We start from the raw sequence: 20,807 nt of genomic DNA on the forward strand, positions 1-20,807 counted from the left end.
GCGCGCCCCCTTCATCTCCCGGGAGGAGGAGTCATGCGGGTTCGCATGGTGTTGGGTGTCGTACTGGCTGCGACGCTGCTGTTGGGCCTCGGCGCGCTGATCGGGCGGCGCCCGTCGCCGGCCTTCGTCGAGCCCGACCGTCCACAGTCGACAGGCCGGCTCGCCGCGGCGATCGCGGCGCACCAGGAGCGGCTGCGCGAGGTGCCGGGCGACTGGACCGCGTGGGCCGCGCTCGGCGAGGCGTACCTGGAGCAGGCCCGGGTCAGCGCCGACCCCGCCTACTACCCGAAGGCCGAGGGCGCGCTGCGCAGGTCCCTCGAGGTCCGCCCCGACGGCAACGCGGACGCGCTCACCGGGCTCGGCGCGCTCGCCAACGCCCGCCACGACTTCGCCGGCGCGCGCGAGCTCGCCAACCGGGCCCTCGCCGTCAACGCGTGGTCCGACACCGCCTACGGCGTCCTCGCCGACGCCGAGACCCAGCTCGGGCACCCCGACGCCGCGACCGCCGCCGTCCAGCGGATGCTCGACCTGCGGCCGGGGCTCGGCTCGTACACCCGCGGGTCGTACGACCTCGAACAGCACGGCAAGCGGACCGAGGCGGTCGCGCTCATGCGGCTCGCCCTCGCCGCCGCCACCGAGCCGGCCGACGTGGCGTTCTGCCACCAGCACCTCGCCGGCCTGGCGTGGGCGGCGGGCGACCTGGCCACCGCCGCCCGGCACGTGTCCCTGGGCCTCGCCGCCGACGCCGGCGCCGTCGGACTCTGGCAGCTCAAGGCCAAGCTCGACGCGGCCGCCGGCGACCTGACCGCGGCGCTGGACGACCTCGCCAAGGTGGTCGCCCGCACGCCGACCGTCGACGCGCTGCTCGACCAGGCGCGCATGCTGCGGGCCGCCGGGCGTGACCCCGGGCCGTCGCTCGCCCTCGCCCGGGCCGCGCACTCGCTCTTCACCGCCAACGGCGGCACCGACGACCTCGGCGCGGCGTCGCTCGCCCTCGCCACCGGCGACGCCGTGACCGCCGCCAGGCTCGCGGTCGCCGAGTGGGACCGCCGCCAGTTCGGCGAGGTCGCCGACATGGTCGCGTGGACCCTGATGGCCGCCGGCGACCCCGCCGCCGCGCTGCCGTTCGCGAAGCGGGCCAACGCGCTCGGGCAGGTCGACGCGGCCCTCGCCTACCACTACGGCATGGTCGCCTCCGCCGCCGGCGACAGGGAGACCGCCCGGGTGCAGCTGCGGCTGGCGCTCGCGCTCAACCCGCACTTCTCCCCCGTCGACGCGCCGATCGCGGTGCGGACCCTCGCCACCCTGGAGTCCTGATGGTGCTTCGTCGCGCACTGGTCCTGCTGTGCCTGGCCGTGGGCGGGCCGCTGCTGTGGCCCGGCACCGCGCAGGCGCACCCGCTGGGCAACTTCTCCGTCAACCAGCTGGGCGCGCTGACCTTCCACCCCGACCGCGTCACGGTCGACTACGTGGCCGACCTGGCCGAGCTCCCCACGTTGCAGTCAGTCCCCTCGTGTACGACGGTGGCGCCGCTCTTCCGGGTCGCCGTCGACGGACGCCCGGTCGGCTGGACGGTCGACCGGTCCTCCTTCACCTACTCCGACGGTGCGGCCGGGCTGCGTACCAGCCGCCTGGAATGCGCGTTCTCGGGGGCCTTCGCGGTCTCCGGCCCGTCCACTGTGGACGTCGTCAACGACTTCGCCGCCGACCGCGTCGGGTGGCGCGAGCTGACCGCCGTCGCGGCCGGGGTGCACATCGTCGGCTCGCCGCTGCCGACGGTCTCGGCTTCCGCGGGGCTGCGGTCCTACCCTGCCGACCTGCTCAGCTCTCCGCCGGCGGTACATCGGGCGACACTGCGACTCGAACCCGGGGGCAGCACGGGCCCGGCCGCTCAGGCTCCCCCTGGACCGTTGTCGTCGCCGGTCCTGCCCGGCTGGGCCGGGACCGCGGAGCTGAAGCTGCGCGGATGGGTGGCCTCGCGGTCGCTGACGCCGTGGGTCGGGGTGCTGGCGGTGCTGCTCGCGCTGGCCCTCGGCGCCGCGCACGCCGCCCTGCCGGGGCACGGGAAGACGGTGATGGCCGCGTACCTCGCGGGCCGCGCGGGTCGCCCCCGGGACGCGCTCACCGTCGGCGCCACGGTCACCCTGACCCACACCGGCGGCGTCCTGCTGCTGGGCCTGCTCCTGACCACCGCGGCGGGGCTGGCCGGGGAGACGGTGCTGGGCTGGCTCGGCGTGACGAGCGGCGTGCTGGTCGCCACGATCGGCCTGACCATGCTCCTGTCCCGCCGCGCCTCCTCCCATGACCACTCCCACTCTCACTCCCACGCCGCCCACTCCCACAGCCACGGGCCCGCCGCCCACTCCCACGGCGCTGATTCCCACACCCACTCCCACGGCTCGGGCTCGCACGACCACGACCACGACCACGACCATGACCATGCGCACGACCACGGTCACCCGCACAGGTTGGCGCTGGTCGGCATGGGCATCGCCGGCGGCCTGGTGCCGAGCCCTTCCGCCCTCGTCGTCCTCCTCGGCGCCGTCGCCCTCGGCAGGACGTGGTTCGGTGTGCTGCTCGTGCTCGCGTACGGCTTCGGCATGGCCGCCACCCTCACCGCCGCCGGCCTGCTGCTCATCAAGATCCGCGACCGCTGGCCCGCCCGCCTGCGGATCAGCGGTCGCCTGACCCGGCTCGCCCCCACCGGCACCGCGGCCCTGGTCCTGCTCGTCGGCTCCGCCCTGGCGGTCCGCTCCCTCGTCACGCTCTGACCACGCGGGGCGGACCCGCCGCCCGGCAGTCCGCTGTCGGCGAACAGGTTTGGGGTGCGCTCGGGGGGCGGTGCGGCGGTATGGTCGTGGTGGGTAGAGCGCCTGCCTGAGCCCGACACGGTTGCCCACGCCTGCCGTGACCCGAGGCCAAGAGTCTCAGACTCAGCGCGGTGGTGCAGGCTGCCCGGCGGAGGTCCCGCCGTCCGATCGGTGCGAGCGTGGGTCGACGCCGGAGGTCGCCATGCCAGACGAAGAGGACCAGCACCAGCCAGCCCCTGACCCCGCCCAGGACGGCGGCCATCCCAGCGGCGGGCAGCGGGACGGCGGGCAACAGCGCAGCGGCGGAGAGCAGGACCGGCAGCAGCAGGACGGGACCGGGCGGGCGCGGCGGGATCGGAAGCGGCGGCGGGCGATCAGGGCGCATGCGGCCCAGACGGGTGTCGCATATTCGGTGGCCGCGCGGCAGCTCGCGGGGTTCGGCGTCGGCCCGGGCGAGACCCTGGCCAGCCTCGGCAGGACGGTGTATCCGGTCGGCCTGCCCGGCAGGTGGACCGTCATCGCCCGGGAGCTACGCCCCGCCGCCGTGAAGATCCACGACACGCGGCGGGCGGCACGCCTCGCGGGTGGGCGGGCGGCGCACCTGGTGGAGCGGTTCCCACCCGGCGAGAGCCACGCGGGCCCCTGTTACGCCGGCGACGGCCTCGAAGACCTGCTCGCCATGCTCTACCTGGTGGTGGTGCGGGAGGCCCCGGGCCTCGTGCCCGCCGCCCTGGACCTTGCATGGACCGCCGAGCTCGGCGAGGAGACCGCCGTCGACATGGAGTGCGCCGAGGTGGACCGCGCCGCCCGCCTCGTCCTCGACGACGGGATCGCGGGCCTGTGGGCCAGGGTCGAGGACGCCCTCCGGTCAGGCCAGGCCAACCCCAGCCCCGCCATCCGCCACGACGCCGACCGGCTGTCGCTGGTGTGCCGCATGTTCACGATGCCGGTCGAGGGCCCGGACGGCGAGCCGTATGTCCTCCGCGCCCCCTGGACCGGCGCCGCCCAGATCCTCGACGCCCTCCTCGTCATCGCCGACGACGGCCACGCCCCCGGCACCAGGGTCCGCCTCACCCACCCAGCGACCACGGGTCCCGCCGCGGGCACGACCACCCCCGCCCCACCGGCACCAGGCACGACCACCCAGGCCCGGCCACAACCACGTGAGGTCACCCAGGTTCGACAGCCAGCAGGGAAGGCCGACCAAGGCCGGCCGGAAGCACGTGAGGCCGCCCAGGATCCGCCGGCAGCAGGCGCGCCGCTCCCGGGCCCGCCGGCATCGGGCACGATCATCGGAGCACGCTGGGCCGCCGCAGGACCACCACGCGGCTACGAGATCCGTCTCGACGGCGACCCCGCCACCCACACGATGCGCCCCGAGGACCTGATCGTCCTGCCACGCCAGGAGTCCACCGCCACCGCCCTCCAGGTCTGACCGCCCCAGCGCAGGAGGCCCCACCCGACAGCCTCCCAGGCAGCACGACGGCCAGCACCAGCACGACGGCCCACACCGCCGGGGCGGTTGGCACGACCAGAAACCGCTCAGGATGACGACGCGGGTCGGTGGTCTGCTGAATGCGTCCGGAGCCGGTCCGAACCCAATCCCCCGACAGGTCGATCATCCTGACGTCCCTGGCGACCCGGATCCGCACCCGTCCTGATCGGCGGCCCGAGTTGGTGGGGCGACGGGGTGCCGGCGGTCGGTTATGGTGGAGGGGGCAGCGCGCCTGCCCGTGCCGCGGATCGACGGAGCCCACGCCTCCGGCGGCGGTCAAGAGGCCCTGACTCAGCGCATCCGAAGGGATGCGGCTGCGTGGGCCCGCCGAACGCCGTGAAGGCGAAGGGCGTGATCGTCGATGTTCGAGCGGTTCACCGACCGGGCCAAACGTGCCGTGGTGCTGGCGCAGGAGGAAGCCCGGGTTCTCAATCACCATGCCATCGGGACCGAGCATCTGCTGCTCGGGCTCATCCAGGAGGGCGACGGCGTCGCGGCGCGGAGCGTCGAGGCGCTCGGGGTGTCGCTCGAGGACGTGCGGCGGCAGGTCGAGGAGATGATCGGCCTGGGTGGGCAGGCGCCGGGCGGGCACGTGCCGTTCACGCCGCGGGCGAAGAAGGTCCTGGAGCTGGCGTTGCGGGAGGCGCTCCAGCTCGGGCACAACTTCATCGGGCCCGAGCACCTGCTGCTGGGGCTGGTCCGGGAGGGTGAGGGCGTCGCGGCCCAGGTGCTCGTCCGGCTGGGTGCCGACCTCAACCGGCTGCGGGCGCAGGTCATCCAGCTGCTGGCCGGGCACCCGTCCAGCACGAAGGCGCCGGAGAGCGCGCCGCCGGTGACGGTGCTCGACCAGTTCGGCGTCAACCTGACCGCCGCGGCCCGCGACGGGCAGCTCGACCCGGTCATCGGGCGGGACGCCGAGGTGGAGCGGGTCATCCGGGTCCTGTCGCGGCGCCGGAAGAACAGCCCGGTGCTGACCGGGCCGCCCGGCGTCGGCAAGACCGCCGTCGTCGAGGGGCTGGCCCAGCGGATCGTCGCCGGTGACGTGCCGGCCTCGCTCAAGGACCGGCAGCTGTACACGCTCGACCTGGGGGCGCTGGTCGCCGGCTCCCGATACCGCGGCGACTTCGAGGAACGGCTGAAGAAGGTCACCAGGGAGGTCCGCACCAGAGGCGACATCATCCTGTTCATCGACGAGATCCACAACCTGGTCGGCGCGGGCGCGGCCGAGGGTGCCATCGACGCCGCGTCGCTGCTCAAGCCGTTGCTGGCGCGCGGGGAGCTGCGGACGATCGGGGCGACCACCGACGAGGAGTACCGGAGGTTCATCGCCAAGGACGGCGCGCTGGACCGGCGGTTCCACCCGGTGGCGGTGCCGGAGCCGACCGCCGAGGACACCGTGCTGATCCTGCGCGGCCTGCGCGACCGGTACGCGGAGCACCACGGCGTCACGTACACCGACGCGGCGCTGCGGGCGGCGGCGCTGCTCGCCGACCGGTACATCACCGACCGACGCCTCCCGGACAAGGCGATCGACCTGATCGACGAGGCCGGGGCCGCGAACAAGACCGGGGCCGGAGCCGCGAACAAGACCGGAACGTCGGAAGCGCGGCAGGTCGACGCGGACGAGATCGCGGCCGTGGTGGCGGCGTGGACCGGCATCCCGGTGCAGCGGCTCACCGAGCAGGAGAGCGCCAGGCTGCTGCGGATGGAGCAGACGCTGCACGAGGAGCTCGTCGGCCAGGAGGCGGCGGTCGCCGCCGTGTCGCGGGCGATCCGCCGGACCAGGGCCGGCCTGCAGGACCCGCGCCGGCCCGCCGGGTCGTTCATCTTCGCCGGCCCGTCCGGCGTCGGGAAGTCGTCGCTGGCCAAGGCCCTCGCGGGGTTCCTGTTCGGCGCCCGGGACGCGCTGATCCAGCTGGACATGTCGGAGTTCCACGACCGGGCGACGGTGGCGCGGCTGGTCGGCGCGCCGCCCGGCTACGTCGGCTACGACGACGGCGGGCAGCTCACCGAGCAGGTCCGGCGGCGGCCGTTCTCGGTCGTGCTGTTCGACGAGGTGGAGAAGGCGCACCCGGACGTGTTCCACACGCTGCTGCAGATCCTGGAGGACGGCCGGCTCACCGACGGCCAGGGCCGCGTCGTCGACTTCAAGCACACCGTGCTCATCCTCACGACCAACCTGGGCACCCGCGACCTGACCCGGCCGGCCGGCTTCCACGACGGGCCGCTGCCCATGTACGACAGGGTCGGCGACGAGCTGCGCAAGCACTTCCGGCCGGAGTTCCTGAACCGCATCGACGAGACCGTCGTCTTCCATCCGCTGGGCCCCGCGGAGGTCGAAGGCATCGTCGACCGGCTCGTGCTGGACGTGGCGGCGCGGCTCGCCCTCCAGGACATCGGGCTGGCGGTGACGCCGCGGGCCCGCGCGCACCTGGCGGCGCGCGGCCACGACCCGGTGCTCGGCGCCCGGCCGCTGCGGCGCACCGTGCAGCGGGCGGTCGAGGACCCCCTGTCGGAGCGGATCCTGCTCGGCGCGCTGCGCCCCGGCGACACGGTCACGATCGACCACGATGAGGACGGTCTCACGTTCGTCACTTCCCGGGAGCTTGAGCGAATGCTTAAATAGCCCCGACGGCTTGAGCGAGTGCTCAACTGAATGGGGTGCGTGGTGGCGGACACGAAGGAGCGCCTGGTCGACGGGGCGATCAAGGTCCTCGGCAGCGACGGCCTCGCGGGCGCGTCGGCGCGGACGATCGCCGCGGCGGCCGGCGTCAACCAGGCGCTCGTCTTCTACCACTTCGGGACCGTCGACCAGCTGCTCTCGGTCGCCTGCCGGCAGGCGACCGAGAGCCGGGTCGCGCTCTACCGGGAGCGGTTCGCGGCCGTGTCGAGCATCGGCGAGCTCCTCGACGTCGGCCGGCAGCTGCAGCAGATCGAGCGGGCCGAGGGCAACGTCGCGATCCTCGCGCAGATGCTCGCCGGCGCCCAGACCGACAAGCGCCTCGCACCGGCCGTCGCCGCCTGCCTGAAGCTGTGGATCGCCGAGATCGAGCCGGTGCTGCACCGGGTCACCGCCGCCTCCCCCGTCGCCGACCTCGTCGACGTGCCGGGGCTGGCCAGGGTGGTCGCGTCGACGTTCATCGGCCTGGAGCTCCTCACCGGCGTCGACCCGGACGGGGCGGCCACCGCCGTCGCCGCGCTGGAGCGCCTGGGCGTCCTCGTCGAGGTCGTCGACGGCCTCGGCCCCGTCGCCCGCCGCGCCCTGCAGGCGAAGCTCCGCAAGGCCGCCCGGTGAAGGCGAAGCACGCCGCGCGGGCCGCGGTGGCGGCGGTGTGGCTGTATGAGGGCCTGTGGTGCCAGCTCCTGCACGGCGATCCCGACCAGGAGAAGATCGTCGCGGCGGCGCCGCTGCTCGGGCCCGCCGCCCTGACGGGGATCGGCCTCGCGGAGGTCGCCCTCGCGGCCTGGGTCCTCACCGGACGGTGGCCGCGGGCCGCGGCGGTGACGCAGACGGTGCTGCTGGTCGCGTTCAACGCCGGCGGCCTGCTCTTCGCCCGGGACCACATCACCGACGCCGGCCGGATGCTCACCGCGAACGCCGCGCTCCTCGCCCTCGCCTGGCTCCTCGCGGCACCGGAGACCGCAGATGCGTAACCCCTGGCAGCGGGGCCGGCTCACCGTCGGCAGGCGCCCCCAGGTGATGTTCGGCCGCATGTACGAGGACCCCGCCGCCGAGCTGAGCGTGTTCCCACCGGCGGGGCGGGTCCTCGCCATCGCCTCCGCCGGCGACACCGCGGCCGCCCTCGCCCGGGCCGGGCACCGGGTCACGGCCGTCGACATCAGCGCCACCCAGCTGGCCTACGCGCGGGCCAGGCTCGCCGGCGGCCCCACGGTCACCGGCACCGCCGAGCGCCTCCAGGCCGTCGCCCGCCGCGCCGCGGGCCTGGTCGTCCCCGGCTGGCGCCCCGCCGCGATGACGGAGTTCCTGCGCCTGGCCGACCTCGAGGCGCAGCGCGCGCACTGGCGGGAGCGACTGGACCGGCCCGCGCTCAGGGCGCTGATGCGGCTCGCGTTCGCCTCCGCGGGACTCGTCCGGCGGGACCTGTGGCGCGCCCTGCCGCCCCGGATGGACCGGGTCCTGCGCCGCCGCCTCGAGCAGGGCCTGACCGGCCACCCGAACGCCACCAACCCGTGGGCCTGGCGCCTCCTCCTGGGCCGCGAGTGCCCCGCCGCACCACCCGGACCGGCGGCCGGCGACATCGAGGGCGGCATCGAGTGGGTGCACGCCGACGTCGTCGAGCACCTCCGGTCGGTGCCGCCCGGCTGGTACGACGCCGCCACCCTCTCCAACGTCCTCGACGGCCCGCCGCCCGCGTTCGCCGCCGAGCTCGCCGCGGCGCTGCGGCACGGGGTCCGGCCCGGCGGCCCGGTCGTGCTGCGGACGTTCCGCGACACGCCCCCGCTGCCCGGCGACCCGCTGCCCGACCGGTCCCTGCTCTGGGGCGCCGTCGTCCGCCTCCACCCCCTCACCGCCGGAGCATGACCATGCTGCAGGCCCTGCGACGACACCCCCTGCCGATGCGCACCCGCTTCGGGCACTCGCTCGTCCTCACGTATGCGCTGCCGGCCCCGGTCCTGGCGCCGCTGCTGCCGCCCGGCCTGACCCTCGACACGTACGAGGGCCCGCACGGCAGCCACGGCTTCGTCGCGATCGGCATCGTGTCCACGCAGGGGCTGCGGCCGGCGCCGTTGCCCGCGGCGCTCGGCATCGACGCCGTGCTCACCGGCTACCGGATCTTCACCAGGTTCCCGACGCCGGCCGGGAGGACCATGCGCGGCCTGTACATCCTGCGCAGCGACACGGGCCGGCCCGCCCTCGCCCGCGCCGGGAACCTGCTCACCCGGTACCGCTACCACGTCGGCACGGTCGGGCTCACCGTCGACGGCGACGTGCTCACCGCCACGGTCGACAGCCGGGACGGCGGCGCCGACCTCACCGTCACCGCCGACCTCGCCCCGGCACGGGACGGCACGCCCGCGCCGCTGCCGGCGGGCTCCCCGTTCGCCGACGCGACCGCCGCCCGCAGGTTCGCCGGGCCGCTGCCGTACACCTTCGACGCCGAGGACGGCGGGATCGTCGTGGTGAAGGCGCACCGCAGCACCTGGACGCCGGTGCCGGTCGCGGTCCGCGTCACCCGGTGCACGTTCCTGGAGCGCGGCCCGTTCGAAGGGACGGCGCCGGTCCTGGCGCAGGCGTTCCACGTCGCCGGGCTCGACTACGGCTGGCACCGCGGGGTCCGCCGCGCCCTCGACGGGAGCGCCCGGTGATCCACATGGTCCGCTACAACTGGCCGAAGTACCTGGTCGCGGCGGTGCTGCTGGTCGCCGCCGCGGCGCTGCCGTGGCCGTGGCGGCTCCTGGCGGTGCCGGGCGCGGCCGGGGTCGCGGTGAGCCTCGCCGCCACCTGGTGGGTGTATGACCGCAGCCGCCTGTACGAGTGGCGCTGGGCGCTGGACCTGGTGCCGCCGCCGCGCCGGTACGCGGTGATCAGCACCGGCCTCGACGAGATCAGCCCCGCGCTGCGCGGCCTGCTGCCGGACGCCGAGCCGACGGTGCTCGACTGCTTCGACCCGGTGATCATGACCGAGGGCTCGGTCCGGCGGGCCAGGCGGCTGCACCCGCCGCCGGCCGGCGCGATCCCGGCCGGGGTGACCGCGCTGCCGGTGGCCGACGGCGGACAGGACGCCGTGTTCCTCGCGTTCGCGGCGCACGAGCTGCGGGTCCCGGAGCAGCGGGCGGCGCTGTTCGCCGAGGTCGCCCGCGCCCTGCGCCCCGGCGGGCACCTGGTGCTCGTCGAGCACTGCCGCGGCGCGGCGACCGTCGCCGCGTACGGGCCGGGCGCCTGGCACTTCTACCCCCGCCGGGAGTGGCTCGGGCTGGCCCGCGGCGCCCGGCTCACCCTCGCGGGCGAGACGACGATGACGCCCCTGGTGCGGGCGCTGGTGTTCCGGCGGTGACCGCCATCGACATGACGGCGGTGGCCGTCGACGCGACGGCGGTGACGGCCGTCGAGGTGCAGCTGCGGCTGGTCGGGGCGGTCCTCGTCGCCCTCGGCGTCGCGCACGTGGCGCTGCCCCGCGTCCTGGCGTGGCGGCCGCAGTTCGCGGCGCTGCACCCGCTGACCCGGCACGTGCTGTACACCCACACCTTCTTCATCGGGCTTCATCGGGGTGATGTGCGTGCTGCTCGGTCTCGCCCCGCTGCTGCTCGCCGCCGACCTCCTGCGGCCCGGGCGGGTCCCGGCGGCCGTGCTCGGCGCCGAGTGCGTGTTCTGGGGGCTGCGGTGGGCGGCGCAGTTCGTCGCGTTCCCGCCCGGGACCTGGCGCGGGTCGCGGCTGCACCGGGCCGGGTACGCCGGGTTCACCGTACTTTGGACGTGGATCGTGGCCGTGTTCGCAGCGGCATTGTTCACACGCTAGGACCTCGGCGCGGGGCCGCCGGGTGGGTGGCGTGGTACAACGACGCGGTGACGGCAACGACGCTGTTCCAGCGCACCAGTGGACCCCCCGGCGCGCCGGTCCTGCTGCTCGGCGGCTCGCTCGGCAGCAACCTCGACATGTGGCGCCCCCAGCTGCCCGCCCTCGCGGACCTGCGGGTGGTGCGCTTCGACCATCGCGGACACGGCGCCTCGCCCGCCCCGCCGGGGCCGTACCGGATCGAGGACCTGGGCCGTGACGTCCTGGCCCTGCTCGACCGGCTCGGCATCGCCAGGGCGTCCTACTGCGGGCTCTCGCTGGGCGGGATGGTCGGCATGTGGCTCGCCGCCAACGCGCCCGAGCGGATCGAGCGGCTCGTGCTGATCTGCACGGCCGCGCACCTGCCGCCCGCGGACGGCTGGGCGGTGCGCGCGGAGCAGGTCCGCACCGTGGGCATGGGCAGCATCGCCGACGCGGTCCTCGGCCGCTGGTTCACGCCCAGGTTCCGGGCAGCACTGCCGGCGAAGGTCGCGCCCTACCGGGCGATGATCGCGGCGTGCCCGGCGGAGGGGTACGCCGGCTGCTGCGAGGCGATCGGCGCCATGGACCTGCGCGACGACCTGCCGCGGATCACCGCGCCGACGCTGGTCATCGCCGGCGCCGACGACCCGGCGACCCCGCCGGAGCACGGCGAGCGCATCCACGCCGGGATCGCCGGCAGCCGCCTGGTGGTCCTGCCGGGCGCGGCCCACCTGGCCAACGTGGAGCAGGCCGACGCGATCGCCCAGCTCGTCAGGGACCACGTGGGTGGGTGACTACGAGACCCACGTGACCGTCGACTTCGACCCGCGCCTCGCGGCGTGGGCGTCGGCCGCCGGCCTCAAGTACACGAGGATCCGGCTCGACCGGGGCGGCCACGCCGACCAGCCGATGCTGACCGGCCGTGGCCGCGGCGACCTGGCGGGGCAGCGCGCGGCGGCCGGCGCCCTGGTGGAGCGGCTGCGCGGGGACGGGTTCACGGTGCGCCGGGTCAAGATCGAGGCCCCGCCCTGGCACCCGGTGGTGCCGGCGGGCTACTTCGAGCACCACGTGAAGCTGGTCCTGACCGCCGCGGACATCGACGCGGCACGGTCGGTGGCCGTGCGGCACGGCGCCCACCTGTCCCGCAACGCGCGCCGGACCCGCGACGACGGCCGCCACGAGCGGTTCGTGACCCAACGCTGCCACGACATGGACCGCGCCGGGGCCCGGCGGCGCCTCGACGCGCTGCTGGCCGAGCTGCCGTTCGTGCCGGTCGAGGTCGAGGAGGAGTACGTGCTGGTCGACGACAACCCGGGGCTGGACGCCGGATGGATCCAGTGACCGCGCACCGGGACGTGCTCGACCACGTCCTCGCCGTCGTCGCCGCCGACCCCGCCGGCGAGTCGCTGGTCCTGCGGGGCAGCATGACGATGCCCGCCTGGGTCGGCGCCCGGGCCCGCCCACCCGGCGACCTCGACTGGGTCGTCCGCCCCGTGCTGGTCACGGGCCTGGACAGCCGCCACCCGCACCCGTGGGTGGACCGGGTCGACCCGGTGCAGTACTGGCCCGAGGCGACGCAGGGCGCCGGCCGGGCGCAGCCGTCGGCGTTCCTGGACGAGGACACCGGCGGGGTGCGGGCGCTGCTGCCGCCGGACGGGCTGCGCTGGATGCACGCGGAGGAGATCGACCCCGACGACCAGCCGCACCTGAAGGTGATGGAGGCGCTCGAGCGGCACCCGCGGACGCCGGGCGGCGCGGTCCTGGACATCGCGAACGCCAGACCCGACCCGGACTGGGACTACGCCGGTTACCGCCTCGACTACGGCGGCTCGGCCGGTGCCCGCGTCCACATCCCGTGGCGGTCCGGCGACGAGGAGGGCACCGTCCAGCTGGACTTCGCCTACGACGAGGCGCTGCCGGAGCCGCCCGTGCTGACCGTCGTGCCCTGCGGCGCGGGCCGGCCGCCGACGGCGGTGTGGACGGCGAGCCGGGCGCTGTCGCTGCTGTGGAAGCTGCAGTGGCTCGCCGAGGACCTGACCCGGGAGGGCGCCGCCCACGGCAAGGACGTCTACGACGCCGTCCTGCTCGGCGAGCTCGACGGCGTCACCCTCCCGCCGCGCCTGCACCGCCTCCTGCCGGCCCTGGACCCGGACGCCGTCCGCGTCATGCGGGTCGACTGGACCAGCTGGCCCGTCCACGACCCGGAGAGCTGGCTGGACCGCCTCGCGTGGGCGGTCCAGCACCACGTGGCGGGTTACGACACGGACCGGTAGACGTCCAGGGTCTGCTGGGCGATCGCCGACCAGGAGAAGTGGTCCAGGGCGCGCTGCCGCCCGGCACGGCCGAGCTCGGCGGCCCGGGCCGGCTCCTCCAGCAGCTCGTTCATCGCGTCGGCGAGGTCCGCGACGAAGCGGTCCTCGTCCAGCGGCGTGCCGGACCCGTCGGTGACCTGCTCGATCGGCACGAGCAGGCCGGTCTCGCGGTCCGCGACGACCTCGGGGATGCCGCCGGTGGCGGTCGCGACGACCGCGGTCTGGCAGGCCATCGCCTCCAGGTTGACGATACCCATCGGCTCGTAGATCGACGGGCAGACGAACAGGGTGGCGTGGGTGAGGACCTGGATGACCTCCCGCTTCGGCAGCATCTCCTGCACCCAGACGACGCCGGAGCGGGTGGCGCGCAGCTCATCGGCGAGCGCGGTCACCTCCGCCGCGATCTCCGGCGTGTCGGGGGCGCCGGCGAGCAGCACCAGCTGCACGTCGGCGGGGAGCCGCCGGGCCGCCCGCAGCAGGTAGGGCAGGCCCTTCTGCCGGGTGATCCGGCCGACGTACACAACGCTGGGCCGCTGCGGGTCGATGCCGAGCCGGGTGACGACGTCCAGGCCGGGGTCCGGCGCGTACTGCTCGGTGTCGATGCCGTTGTAGATGACGTGGACCCGGTCGGGGTCGACCCTCGGATAGGCCCGGAGCACGTCGGCCTTCATCCCGGCGGACACCGCGATCACGGCGTCGGCGGCCTCGACCGCGGTGCGCTCACACCAGGATGAGAGCGCATAGCCGCCGCCGAGCTGGTCGGCCTTCCACGGGCGCAGCGGCTCGAGGCTGTGGCTGGTGATGACGTGCGGGACGCCGTGCAGCAGCTTGGCGGTGTGCCCGGCGAAGTTGGCGTACCAGGTGTGGCTGTGCACCAGGTCGGTGCCTGCCGCGCCGGCGGCCATCTCCAGGTCCACCCCCATGGTCCGCAGGGCGGCGTTCGCCCCCTGCAGCCCGGGCGGGTCCGGGTAGCCGACCACGCCCGCTTCCGAGCGGGGCGCGCCGAAGCAGTGCACCCGCACGTCCAGCGGCAGCCGGCGCAGTTCCCGCGCCAGGTACTCCAGATGAACGCCGGCACCACCGTAAACGTCCGGGGGGTACTCTCGAGTCAGTAGGTCTACGCGCACGTTGGAAAGACTAATTGGGTTCGTCTGGCGCAACACGCCGGACACGTTTAGCGTCACGACCATGGCCGCCAAAAAAGTCCTCGCGATCGTCCTCGCCGGCGGCGAGGGCAAGCGATTGATGCCCTTGACCGCTGATCGGGCGAAGCCGGCGGTGCCGTTCGGCGGCATCTACCGGTTGATCGACTTCGTCCTGTCGAACCTGGCCAACGGCGGCTATCTGAAGATGGTCGTGCTGACCCAGTACAAGTCGCACTCGCTGGACCGCCACGTGACGAAGACCTGGCGCATGTCGACCCTGCTCGGCAACTACGTGACGCCGGTGCCGGCGCAGCAGCGGCTCGGGCCGCGCTGGTTCGCCGGGTCCGCGGACGCGATCTACCAGAGCCTGAACCTCATCAACGACGAGCGTCCCGACTACGTGATCGTGTTCGGCGCGGACCACATCTACCGGATGGACCCGGAGCAGATGATGCGCCAGCACATCGAGTCGGGCGCGTCGGTGACGGTCGCCGGGATCCGGCAGCCGCTGTCCACCGCCGACCAGTTCGGCGTGATCGAGGTCGCCGACGACGGGCGGCGGATCTCCGCCTTCCGGGAGAAGCCCCGCGACGCCCGGGGCCTGCCGGACGCGCCGGACGAGATCTTCGCGTCGATGGGCAACTACATCTTCACCACCGGGGCGCTGATCGACGCGGTCACCCGCGACGCGCAGGACCCGTCCAGCAAGCACGACATGGGCGGCAACATCATCCCGTACTTCGTCGACAAGCATGAGGCGGCCGTCTACGACTTCAGCAACAACGTCGTGCCGGGCAGCTCGGACCGCGACCGCGGCTACTGGCGCGACGTCGGGACCCTGGACTCGTTCTACGAGGCCAACATGGACCTCATCGCCGTGCAGCCGGTGTTCAACCTGTACAACTTCGAGTGGCCGATCTACACCGGCAACAGCCCGTGGCCGCCGGCGAAGTTCGTGCACGGCTGGGGTGAGCGGGTCGGCCGGGCGGTCGGGTCGATGATCTCCCCCGGCGCGGTGATCTCCGGCGCCCTGGTGGAGAACTCGGTGGTGTCGCCCAACGTGAAGGTCCACTCGTGGGCGCACGTGGAGGGCTCGGTGCTGATGGAGGGCGTCGACATCGGCCGGCACTCCGTGATCCGCAACGCCATCATCGACAAGAACGTCATCGTGCCGGAGGGCACCGAGATCGGTGTCGACCTGGAGAAGGACCGGACCCGCTACACGGTCTCCGAGGGCGGGATCGTGGTCATCGGCAAGGGTCAACGCATCATGCCGTAGGAAGACGACGCTAACGCTGCCAACCCCGCGCGGATTCGATACGGTGAGGATCATGGGTACCCCGACACCCGAAGCACCTGCCATCGCCCGGACCGACACCGAGACCGCGCTCGCCTCCGAGGATCCCGTGGTGGTACCAGACGCGCCCGCGGGAACATGGCAGGCCGCCACCGGTCCGAGTGTCGTGACCGCGGACCGGTTCCCCATCGAGCAGATCACGCCACAGGTCGAGGGCGGCCGGTTCCCGGCGAAGGCCGTCGTCGGCGAGCTCGTCCCGGTGACGGCCGTCTCCTACCGTGAGGGCCACTCGATGATGGGCTGCAACGTGGTCCTCATCGGCCCCGACGGCAAGGAGGGCCCGTTCACCCGCATGGGCCCGGGCCCGGCCGGCACCGACACGTGGCTCGGCACGGTGCGCCCCGACGCGGTCGGCGCGTGGACGTTCGCGGTCGAGGCGTTCTCCGACCCGTACCTGACCTGGCACGACGCCGTCACGAAGAAGATCGGTGCCGGGCAGGGCCTGCAGGACCTCGGCAACGACCTGGCCGAGGGCGCGGCGCTGCTCAACCAGGCCGCGACCGGCGTCCCGGTGGCGGAGCGCTCCCGGGTCACCGGCGCCGCGCAGGCCCTCGCCGACACGGCGATCCCGCTGTTCGCCAGGGTGTCCCCGGCGCTGGGCCTCACCGACGTGCTGTGGCGTCATCCGCTGCGCCAGCAGGTGACCCGCTCCAAGGAGCTGCCCCTGTGGTGCGACCGGAAGCGGGCGTTGTTCTCCGCCTGGTACGAGTTCTTCCCCCGCTCCCAGGGTGCGCTCGTCGACGAGCACGGTAAGCCGATCAAGCACGGCACGTTCGCGTCCGCGACCCCGCGCCTGGCCGAGGTCGCCGAGCTCGGGTTCGACGTGGTGTACCTGCCGCCGATCCACCCGATCGGCCGGGTCAACCGTAAGGGGCCGAACAACACCCTGGTCGCCGGGCCGCAGGACGTCGGCTCGCCGTGGGCGATCGGCGCCGAGGAGGGCGGGCACGACGCGATCCACCCGGACCTCGGCACCCTGCAGGACTTCCGGGCGTTCATCGCCGCGGCCGGCGACGCCGGCGTCGAGATCGCGATGGACCTGGCGCTGCAGTGCGCGCCGGACCACCCGTGGGTCACCGAGCACCCCGAGTGGTTCACCACCCGCGCCGACGGTTCGATCGCCTACGCGGAGAACCCGCCGAAGAAGTACCAGGACATCTACCCGCTGAACTTCGACAACGACCCGCAGGGCATCCGCGACGAGATCCTGCGCATCGTGCTGCACTGGGTCGAGCAGGGCATCAAGATCTTCCGGGTCGACAACCCGCACACCAAGCCCGTCGGGTTCTGGCACTGGATCATCAACGAGGTCAAGTCGGTCGATCCCGACGTGCTGTTCCTGGCGGAGGCGTTCACGCGACCCGCGATGATGCACGGCCTGGGCAAGATCGGGTTCACCCAGTCCTACACGTACTTCACCTGGCGCGTGCAGGCATGGGAGCTGCGTGAATACGTACAGGAGCTGATCGCCGCCGCCGACTACATGCGGCCCAACTTCTGGCCCAACACGCCGGACATCCTGCCCGAGCACCTGCAGCACGGCGGCCCGCCGATGTTCAAGATCCGGGCGGTCCTGGCCAGCATGCTGAGCCCCTCGTGGGGGATGTACTCGGGCTACGAGCTCTACGAGCACCTGCACCGTCCGGGCTCCGAGGAGTACCTGGACAACGAGAAGTTCCAGCTGCGCCCCAGGGACTGGGCCGCCGCCGAGGCCGTCGGGGAGTCCCTGGCGCCGTACCTGCGCCGGCTCAACCTCGTGCGCCGGGACAACCCCGCACTGCACTGGCTGCGCAACACCGTCTTCCACGGCATTGACAACGAACAATTGCTGTGCTTCTCAAAACGGGACCCTGACAGCGAAAACGCCGTGCTCGTCGTGGTCTCGCTGGATTCGCACATCGTCCAGTGGGGTAACACCACCCTGGACATGCCCGCGCTCGGTCTCGACTGGCACGAGCGGTTCACGGTGCGCGACGAGCTCAGCGGTGCGACCTTCGACTGGGGACAACACAACGCGGTCCGACTCGACCCCCTGTACGAGCCGGCACACGTGTTCACGGTGCATCGTCACCGGTGACAGCACAAGGTAGGTGGCAGCATGACGGATCCGGTCGAGGGCACCCACGTCGTCGCGGACGGCACGGTCGAACACCCCTCAGCCAGTGACTTCGGCAACGCGAGAATCCTGCCGGCGGACGAGACCTGGTATCAGCGCGCGGTGTTCTACGAAGTGCTCGTCCGCGCGTTCGCCGACTCGAACGCCGACGGGTCCGGGGACATCCAGGGACTGATCGGCCAGCTCGACTATCTGCAATGGCTCGGCGTCGACTGTCTCTGGCTCCCGCCGTTCTACGACTCGCCGCTGCGCGACGGCGGCTACGACATCCGCGACTTCTACAAGGTGCTGCCGGACTTCGGCACGGTCGAGGACTTCGTCGAGCTGCTCGACGCGGCCCACAAGCGCGGCATCCGGGTCATCACCGACCTGGTCATGAACCACACCTCGGACTCGCACCTGTGGTTCCAGGAGTCGCGGCGCGACCCGACCGGGCCCTACGGCGACTACTACGTCTGGAGCGACGACAACACCGCCTACTCCGACGCGCGGATCATCTTCGTGGACACCGAGGAGTCCAACTGGACGTTCGACCCGGTGCGGCGGCAGTTCTACTGGCACCGGTTCTTCCACCACCAGCCGGACCTCAACTACGAGAACCCCGAGGTCCAGCGGGAGATGCTCGACGTCCTGCGGTTCTGGCTCGGGCTGGGCATCGACGGCTTCCGCCTCGACGCGGTGCCCTACCTGTTCGAGGACGAGGGCACCAACTGCGAGAACCTGCCGGCGACGCACGAGTTCCTCCGCCGCTGCCGCAAGGTCATCGACGACGAGTTCCCCGGCCGGGTCCTGCTCGCCGAGGCCAACCAGTGGCCGGCCGACGTCGTGCAGTACTTCGGCGACGGCGACGAGTGCCACATGGCGTTCCACTTCCCGCTGATGCCGCGCATCTTCATGGCGGTCCGGCGCGAGTCGCGCTTCCCCATCTCGGAGATCCTCGCGCACACCCCGCCGATCCCGGCGAACTGCCAGTGGGGCATCTTCCTGCGCAACCACGACGAGCTGACCCTGGAGATGGTCACCGACGAGGAGCGCGACTACATGTACGCGGAGTACGCCAAGGACCCGCGGATGCGCGCCAACGTCGGGATCCGGCGGCGCCTCGCGCCGCTGCTGGAGAACGACCGCAACCAGATCGAGCTGTTCACCGCGCTGCTGCTGTCGCTGCCCGGGTCGCCGGTCCTGTACTACGGCGACGAGATCGGCATGGGCGACAACATCTGGCTCGGCGACCGCGACGGCGTGCGCACCCCGATGCAGTGGACCCCGGACCGCAACGCCGGCTTCTCGCAGGCGAACCCGGGCCGGCTGTACCTGCCGGCGATCCAGGACCACGTGTACGGCTACCAGTCGATCAACGTCGAGGCCCAGAAGGAGAGCTCGACGTCGGTGCTGAACTGGACCCGCACCATGCTGCAGGTCCGCCGGCGGCACGAGGCCTTCGCGGTCGGCGTGTTCCGGGAGCTCGGCGGGTCCAACCCCTCGATCCTCGCGTTCGTGCGCGTGCACGAGGAGGACGTGGTCCTGTGCGTCAACAACCTGTCGCGCTTCCCCCAGCCGATCGAGCTCAACCTGCAGCAGTGGGCCGGGTACACCCCGATCGAGCTCACCGGACACGTCCAGTTCCCGAACATCGGCCAACTGCCGTACCTGCTGACGTTGCCGGGCCACGGCTTCTACTGGTTCCAGCTCGTCGCGCCGGCCGAGCAGAGCTGAGGAGAGACCCATCTCATGACGACGCTGCCGTTCACCGAGTGGCTGCCGCACCAGCGGTGGTACGCGGGCCGCAACCGCACCCTGACCGATGTCCGCCCGGCGGCCGTCACGGCGCTGCCCGACCAGGTCGACCACGTGCTGCTCGACGCGCACTACGAGGACGGCGGCACCGAGCGCTACCAGGTGTTCGTCGGCTGGGACCTCAACGTCGTGCCCGAGCTGCACGCGGCGGCGCTGATCGGCGCCGCCGAGCACGACCGCGCCGGCTTCGACGCGCTCTACGACGAGCAGTCCGCGCAGCGCCTGCTCGGCCTGATCGACACCGGCGCCACCGTCGAAGGGGTCCGGTTCGTGCCGGAGCCCGGCGTGGCGCTGCCCGTGCAGGCGCCGGCCCGGGTCGTGGACGCCGAGCAGAGCAACACCAGCGTCGTGTACGACAGCGCCGCGATCCTCAAGGTGTTCCGCCGGGTGACCCCCGGCATCAACCCGGACCTGGAGCTCAACCGGGTCCTCGCCCGCGCCGGCTGCCCCAACGTGGCACGGCTGCTCGGCGCGGTGGAGAGCACCGACGCCGACGGCGCGCCGGTCACCCTCGCGATGGTCACCGAGTACGCGCAGAACTCCGCGGAGGGCTGGGCGATGGCCGCGACCAGCGCCCGCGACCTGTTCGCGGAGCACGACCTCAACCCCGACGAGGTCGGCGGCGACTTCGCCGCCGAGTCGTGGCGGCTCGGGGAGGCGGTCGCGCACGTGCACCGCACCCTGGCCGTGGAGCTCGGCACGCAGACCGCCCCGGCGCCGGCGGAGGCGATGCTGGCCCGGCTCGACGCCGCGGTCCAGGCGGTGCCGCAGCTCGCCGAGTTCGTGCCGGGCGCCCAGGCGATGTTCCGCGACGCCGGCGACGACCCGATCACCGTGCAGCGCATCCACGGCGACCTGCACCTGGGTCAGGTGCTGCGGACCCCCGAGTCGTGGCTGCTGATCGACTTCGAGGGTGAGCCGGGTGTACCGGTGGAGGTCCGCCGCCGCCCCGACTCGCCGCTGCGGGACGTGGCCGGGATGCTGCGCTCCTACGAGTACGCCGCCTACCAGCTGCTCGTCGGCGAGGAGGGTGACGCGGCGCTCGCCGCGCGGGCGAAGCAGTGGGTGGACCGTAACCGCGCCGCATTCTGCGACGGCTACGCTGCGGCTGCCGGCTACGACCCCCGCGAGGATCAGGCGTTGCTGTGCGCCTACGAGCTGGACAAGGCGGTCTACGAGACCGCCTACGAGTCGCGGCACCGGCCGACCTGGCTGCGGATCCCCCTGCAGTCCATCGAGCGGCTGGTCAACGGCTCTCTGACGGAACCCAGGTGACGG

Annotated in this window: 18 protein-coding genes; 17 read left to right on the forward strand and 1 reads right to left on the reverse strand. The window is 73.3% G+C overall.

From position 1 onward, the window contains the following. The first annotated feature begins 33 nt into the window (after positions 1–33). The 13 genes from ACQEVZ_RS54190 (at position 34) to ACQEVZ_RS54250 (ending at position 13,075) form a co-directional block, all read left to right on the forward strand. Positions 34–1,317 carry a hypothetical protein gene (locus ACQEVZ_RS54190; RefSeq protein WP_433383644.1) on the forward strand — a complete coding sequence of 428 codons (1,284 nt, stop codon included), beginning with the start codon at positions 34–36 and terminating at the stop codon, positions 1,315–1,317. Beyond that, complete coding sequence (locus ACQEVZ_RS54195) at positions 1,317–2,771, forward strand: hypothetical protein (RefSeq protein WP_433383646.1); 1,455 nt, start codon at positions 1,317–1,319, stop codon at positions 2,769–2,771. The genes ACQEVZ_RS54190 and ACQEVZ_RS54195 overlap by 1 nt, the downstream gene beginning before the upstream one ends. 241 nt (positions 2,772–3,012) lie before the next feature. Then, positions 3,013–4,245 carry a hypothetical protein gene (locus ACQEVZ_RS54200; RefSeq protein ID WP_433383648.1) on the forward strand — a complete coding sequence of 411 codons (1,233 nt, stop codon included), beginning with the start codon at positions 3,013–3,015 and terminating at the stop codon, positions 4,243–4,245. 421 nt (positions 4,246–4,666) lie between these two features. Further along, entirely contained in the window at positions 4,667–6,931 is a 2,265-nt protein-coding gene (locus ACQEVZ_RS54205; RefSeq protein ID WP_433383652.1) for an ATP-dependent Clp protease ATP-binding subunit, read from the forward strand. A gap of 42 nt (positions 6,932–6,973) precedes the next feature. Then, entirely contained in the window at positions 6,974–7,600 is a 627-nt protein-coding gene (locus tag ACQEVZ_RS54210; RefSeq protein ID WP_433383654.1) for a TetR/AcrR family transcriptional regulator, read from the forward strand. Beyond that, positions 7,597–7,959, forward strand: coding sequence for a DoxX-like family protein (locus ACQEVZ_RS54215; RefSeq protein ID WP_433383656.1), 363 nt, complete (start codon positions 7,597–7,599; stop codon positions 7,957–7,959). Before ACQEVZ_RS54210 ends, ACQEVZ_RS54215 begins: the two co-directional genes overlap by 4 nt. After that, positions 7,952–8,848 (forward strand): methyltransferase domain-containing protein, encoded by an 897-nt coding sequence (locus ACQEVZ_RS54220; RefSeq protein WP_433383658.1) that lies wholly within the window; start codon positions 7,952–7,954, stop codon positions 8,846–8,848. The genes ACQEVZ_RS54215 and ACQEVZ_RS54220 overlap by 8 nt, the downstream gene beginning before the upstream one ends. Next, positions 8,845–9,633 carry a DUF2071 domain-containing protein gene (locus ACQEVZ_RS54225; protein ID WP_433383660.1) on the forward strand — a complete coding sequence of 263 codons (789 nt, stop codon included), beginning with the start codon at positions 8,845–8,847 and terminating at the stop codon, positions 9,631–9,633. The genes ACQEVZ_RS54220 and ACQEVZ_RS54225 overlap by 4 nt, the downstream gene beginning before the upstream one ends. A 5-nt stretch (positions 9,634–9,638) precedes the next feature. Continuing rightward, complete coding sequence (locus tag ACQEVZ_RS54230) at positions 9,639–10,322, forward strand: class I SAM-dependent methyltransferase (RefSeq protein ID WP_433386173.1); 684 nt, start codon at positions 9,639–9,641, stop codon at positions 10,320–10,322. 222 nt (positions 10,323–10,544) lie between these two features. Beyond that, positions 10,545–10,784 carry a hypothetical protein gene (locus ACQEVZ_RS54235; protein WP_433383662.1) on the forward strand — a complete coding sequence of 80 codons (240 nt, stop codon included), beginning with the start codon at positions 10,545–10,547 and terminating at the stop codon, positions 10,782–10,784. A 47-nt stretch (positions 10,785–10,831) separates the two neighbouring features. Continuing rightward, the gene (gene pcaD, locus ACQEVZ_RS54240) at positions 10,832–11,596 is read left to right on the forward strand and encodes a 3-oxoadipate enol-lactonase (RefSeq protein ID WP_354901335.1); all 765 of its coding nucleotides are present in this window, start codon (positions 10,832–10,834) and stop codon (positions 11,594–11,596) included. Beyond that, positions 11,589–12,143 (forward strand): hypothetical protein, encoded by a 555-nt coding sequence (locus ACQEVZ_RS54245; RefSeq protein ID WP_433383664.1) that lies wholly within the window; start codon positions 11,589–11,591, stop codon positions 12,141–12,143. The genes pcaD and ACQEVZ_RS54245 overlap by 8 nt, the downstream gene beginning before the upstream one ends. Continuing rightward, positions 12,131–13,075 (forward strand): nucleotidyl transferase AbiEii/AbiGii toxin family protein, encoded by a 945-nt coding sequence (locus tag ACQEVZ_RS54250; protein ID WP_433383666.1) that lies wholly within the window; start codon positions 12,131–12,133, stop codon positions 13,073–13,075. Before ACQEVZ_RS54245 ends, ACQEVZ_RS54250 begins: the two co-directional genes overlap by 13 nt. Here ACQEVZ_RS54250 and glgA read toward each other — a convergent pair. Further along, entirely contained in the window at positions 13,057–14,241 is a 1,185-nt protein-coding gene (glgA, locus tag ACQEVZ_RS54255; protein ID WP_433383668.1) for a glycogen synthase, read from the reverse strand. The two genes, ACQEVZ_RS54250 and glgA, sit on opposite strands and share 19 nt — an antisense overlap. Positions 14,242–14,302: 61 nt before the next feature. Between glgA and glgC the strand changes: the two genes are divergently transcribed. The 4 genes from glgC to ACQEVZ_RS54275 are packed head-to-tail and all read left to right on the forward strand — an operon-like array spanning position 14,303 to position 20,804. Continuing rightward, on the forward strand, positions 14,303–15,538 hold the full coding sequence (gene glgC, locus ACQEVZ_RS54260) for a glucose-1-phosphate adenylyltransferase (protein WP_433383670.1): 1,236 nt from the start codon (positions 14,303–14,305) through the stop codon (positions 15,536–15,538). Between the two features lie 52 nt (positions 15,539–15,590). Beyond that, complete coding sequence (locus tag ACQEVZ_RS54265; RefSeq protein ID WP_433383672.1) at positions 15,591–17,693, forward strand: alpha-1,4-glucan--maltose-1-phosphate maltosyltransferase; 2,103 nt, start codon at positions 15,591–15,593, stop codon at positions 17,691–17,693. Between the two features lie 21 nt (positions 17,694–17,714). Continuing rightward, positions 17,715–19,448: a maltose alpha-D-glucosyltransferase gene (treS, locus tag ACQEVZ_RS54270; RefSeq protein ID WP_344502233.1), complete on the forward strand. Its 1,734-nt coding sequence runs from the start codon at positions 17,715–17,717 to the stop codon at positions 19,446–19,448. 15 nt (positions 19,449–19,463) lie between these two features. Then, positions 19,464–20,804: a maltokinase N-terminal cap-like domain-containing protein gene (locus ACQEVZ_RS54275; protein WP_433383675.1), complete on the forward strand. Its 1,341-nt coding sequence runs from the start codon at positions 19,464–19,466 to the stop codon at positions 20,802–20,804. The last annotated feature ends 3 nt before the right edge of the window (positions 20,805–20,807 follow it).

It is taken from the genome of Dactylosporangium sp. CA-152071, assembly GCF_050936335.1.
GTDB classification, from domain to species: domain Bacteria; phylum Actinomycetota; class Actinomycetes; order Mycobacteriales; family Micromonosporaceae; genus Dactylosporangium; species Dactylosporangium maewongense.

What these genes read in the sequence shown, in the direction of transcription:
- ACQEVZ_RS54230 (WP_433386173.1), top strand. Translation starts at nt 9,639, where the DNA reads ATGGTCCGCTACAACTGGCCGAAGTACCTGGTCGCGGCGGTGCTGCTG.
- ACQEVZ_RS54200 (WP_433383648.1), top strand. Translation starts at nt 3,013, where the DNA reads ATGCCAGACGAAGAGGACCAGCACCAGCCAGCCCCTGACCCCGCCCAG.
- ACQEVZ_RS54225 (WP_433383660.1), top strand. Translation starts at nt 8,845, where the DNA reads ATGACCATGCTGCAGGCCCTGCGACGACACCCCCTGCCGATGCGCACC.
- ACQEVZ_RS54265 (WP_433383672.1), top strand. Translation starts at nt 15,591, where the DNA reads ATGGGTACCCCGACACCCGAAGCACCTGCCATCGCCCGGACCGACACC.
- ACQEVZ_RS54275 (WP_433383675.1), top strand. Translation starts at nt 19,464, where the DNA reads ATGACGACGCTGCCGTTCACCGAGTGGCTGCCGCACCAGCGGTGGTAC.
- ACQEVZ_RS54220 (WP_433383658.1), top strand. Translation starts at nt 7,952, where the DNA reads ATGCGTAACCCCTGGCAGCGGGGCCGGCTCACCGTCGGCAGGCGCCCC.
- ACQEVZ_RS54190 (WP_433383644.1), top strand. Translation starts at nt 34, where the DNA reads ATGCGGGTTCGCATGGTGTTGGGTGTCGTACTGGCTGCGACGCTGCTG.
- glgC (WP_433383670.1), top strand. Translation starts at nt 14,303, where the DNA reads ATGGCCGCCAAAAAAGTCCTCGCGATCGTCCTCGCCGGCGGCGAGGGC.
- treS (WP_344502233.1), top strand. Translation starts at nt 17,715, where the DNA reads ATGACGGATCCGGTCGAGGGCACCCACGTCGTCGCGGACGGCACGGTC.
- ACQEVZ_RS54250 (WP_433383666.1), top strand. Translation starts at nt 12,131, where the DNA reads ATGGATCCAGTGACCGCGCACCGGGACGTGCTCGACCACGTCCTCGCC.
- ACQEVZ_RS54195 (WP_433383646.1), top strand. Translation starts at nt 1,317, where the DNA reads ATGGTGCTTCGTCGCGCACTGGTCCTGCTGTGCCTGGCCGTGGGCGGG.
- ACQEVZ_RS54205 (WP_433383652.1), top strand. Translation starts at nt 4,667, where the DNA reads ATGTTCGAGCGGTTCACCGACCGGGCCAAACGTGCCGTGGTGCTGGCG.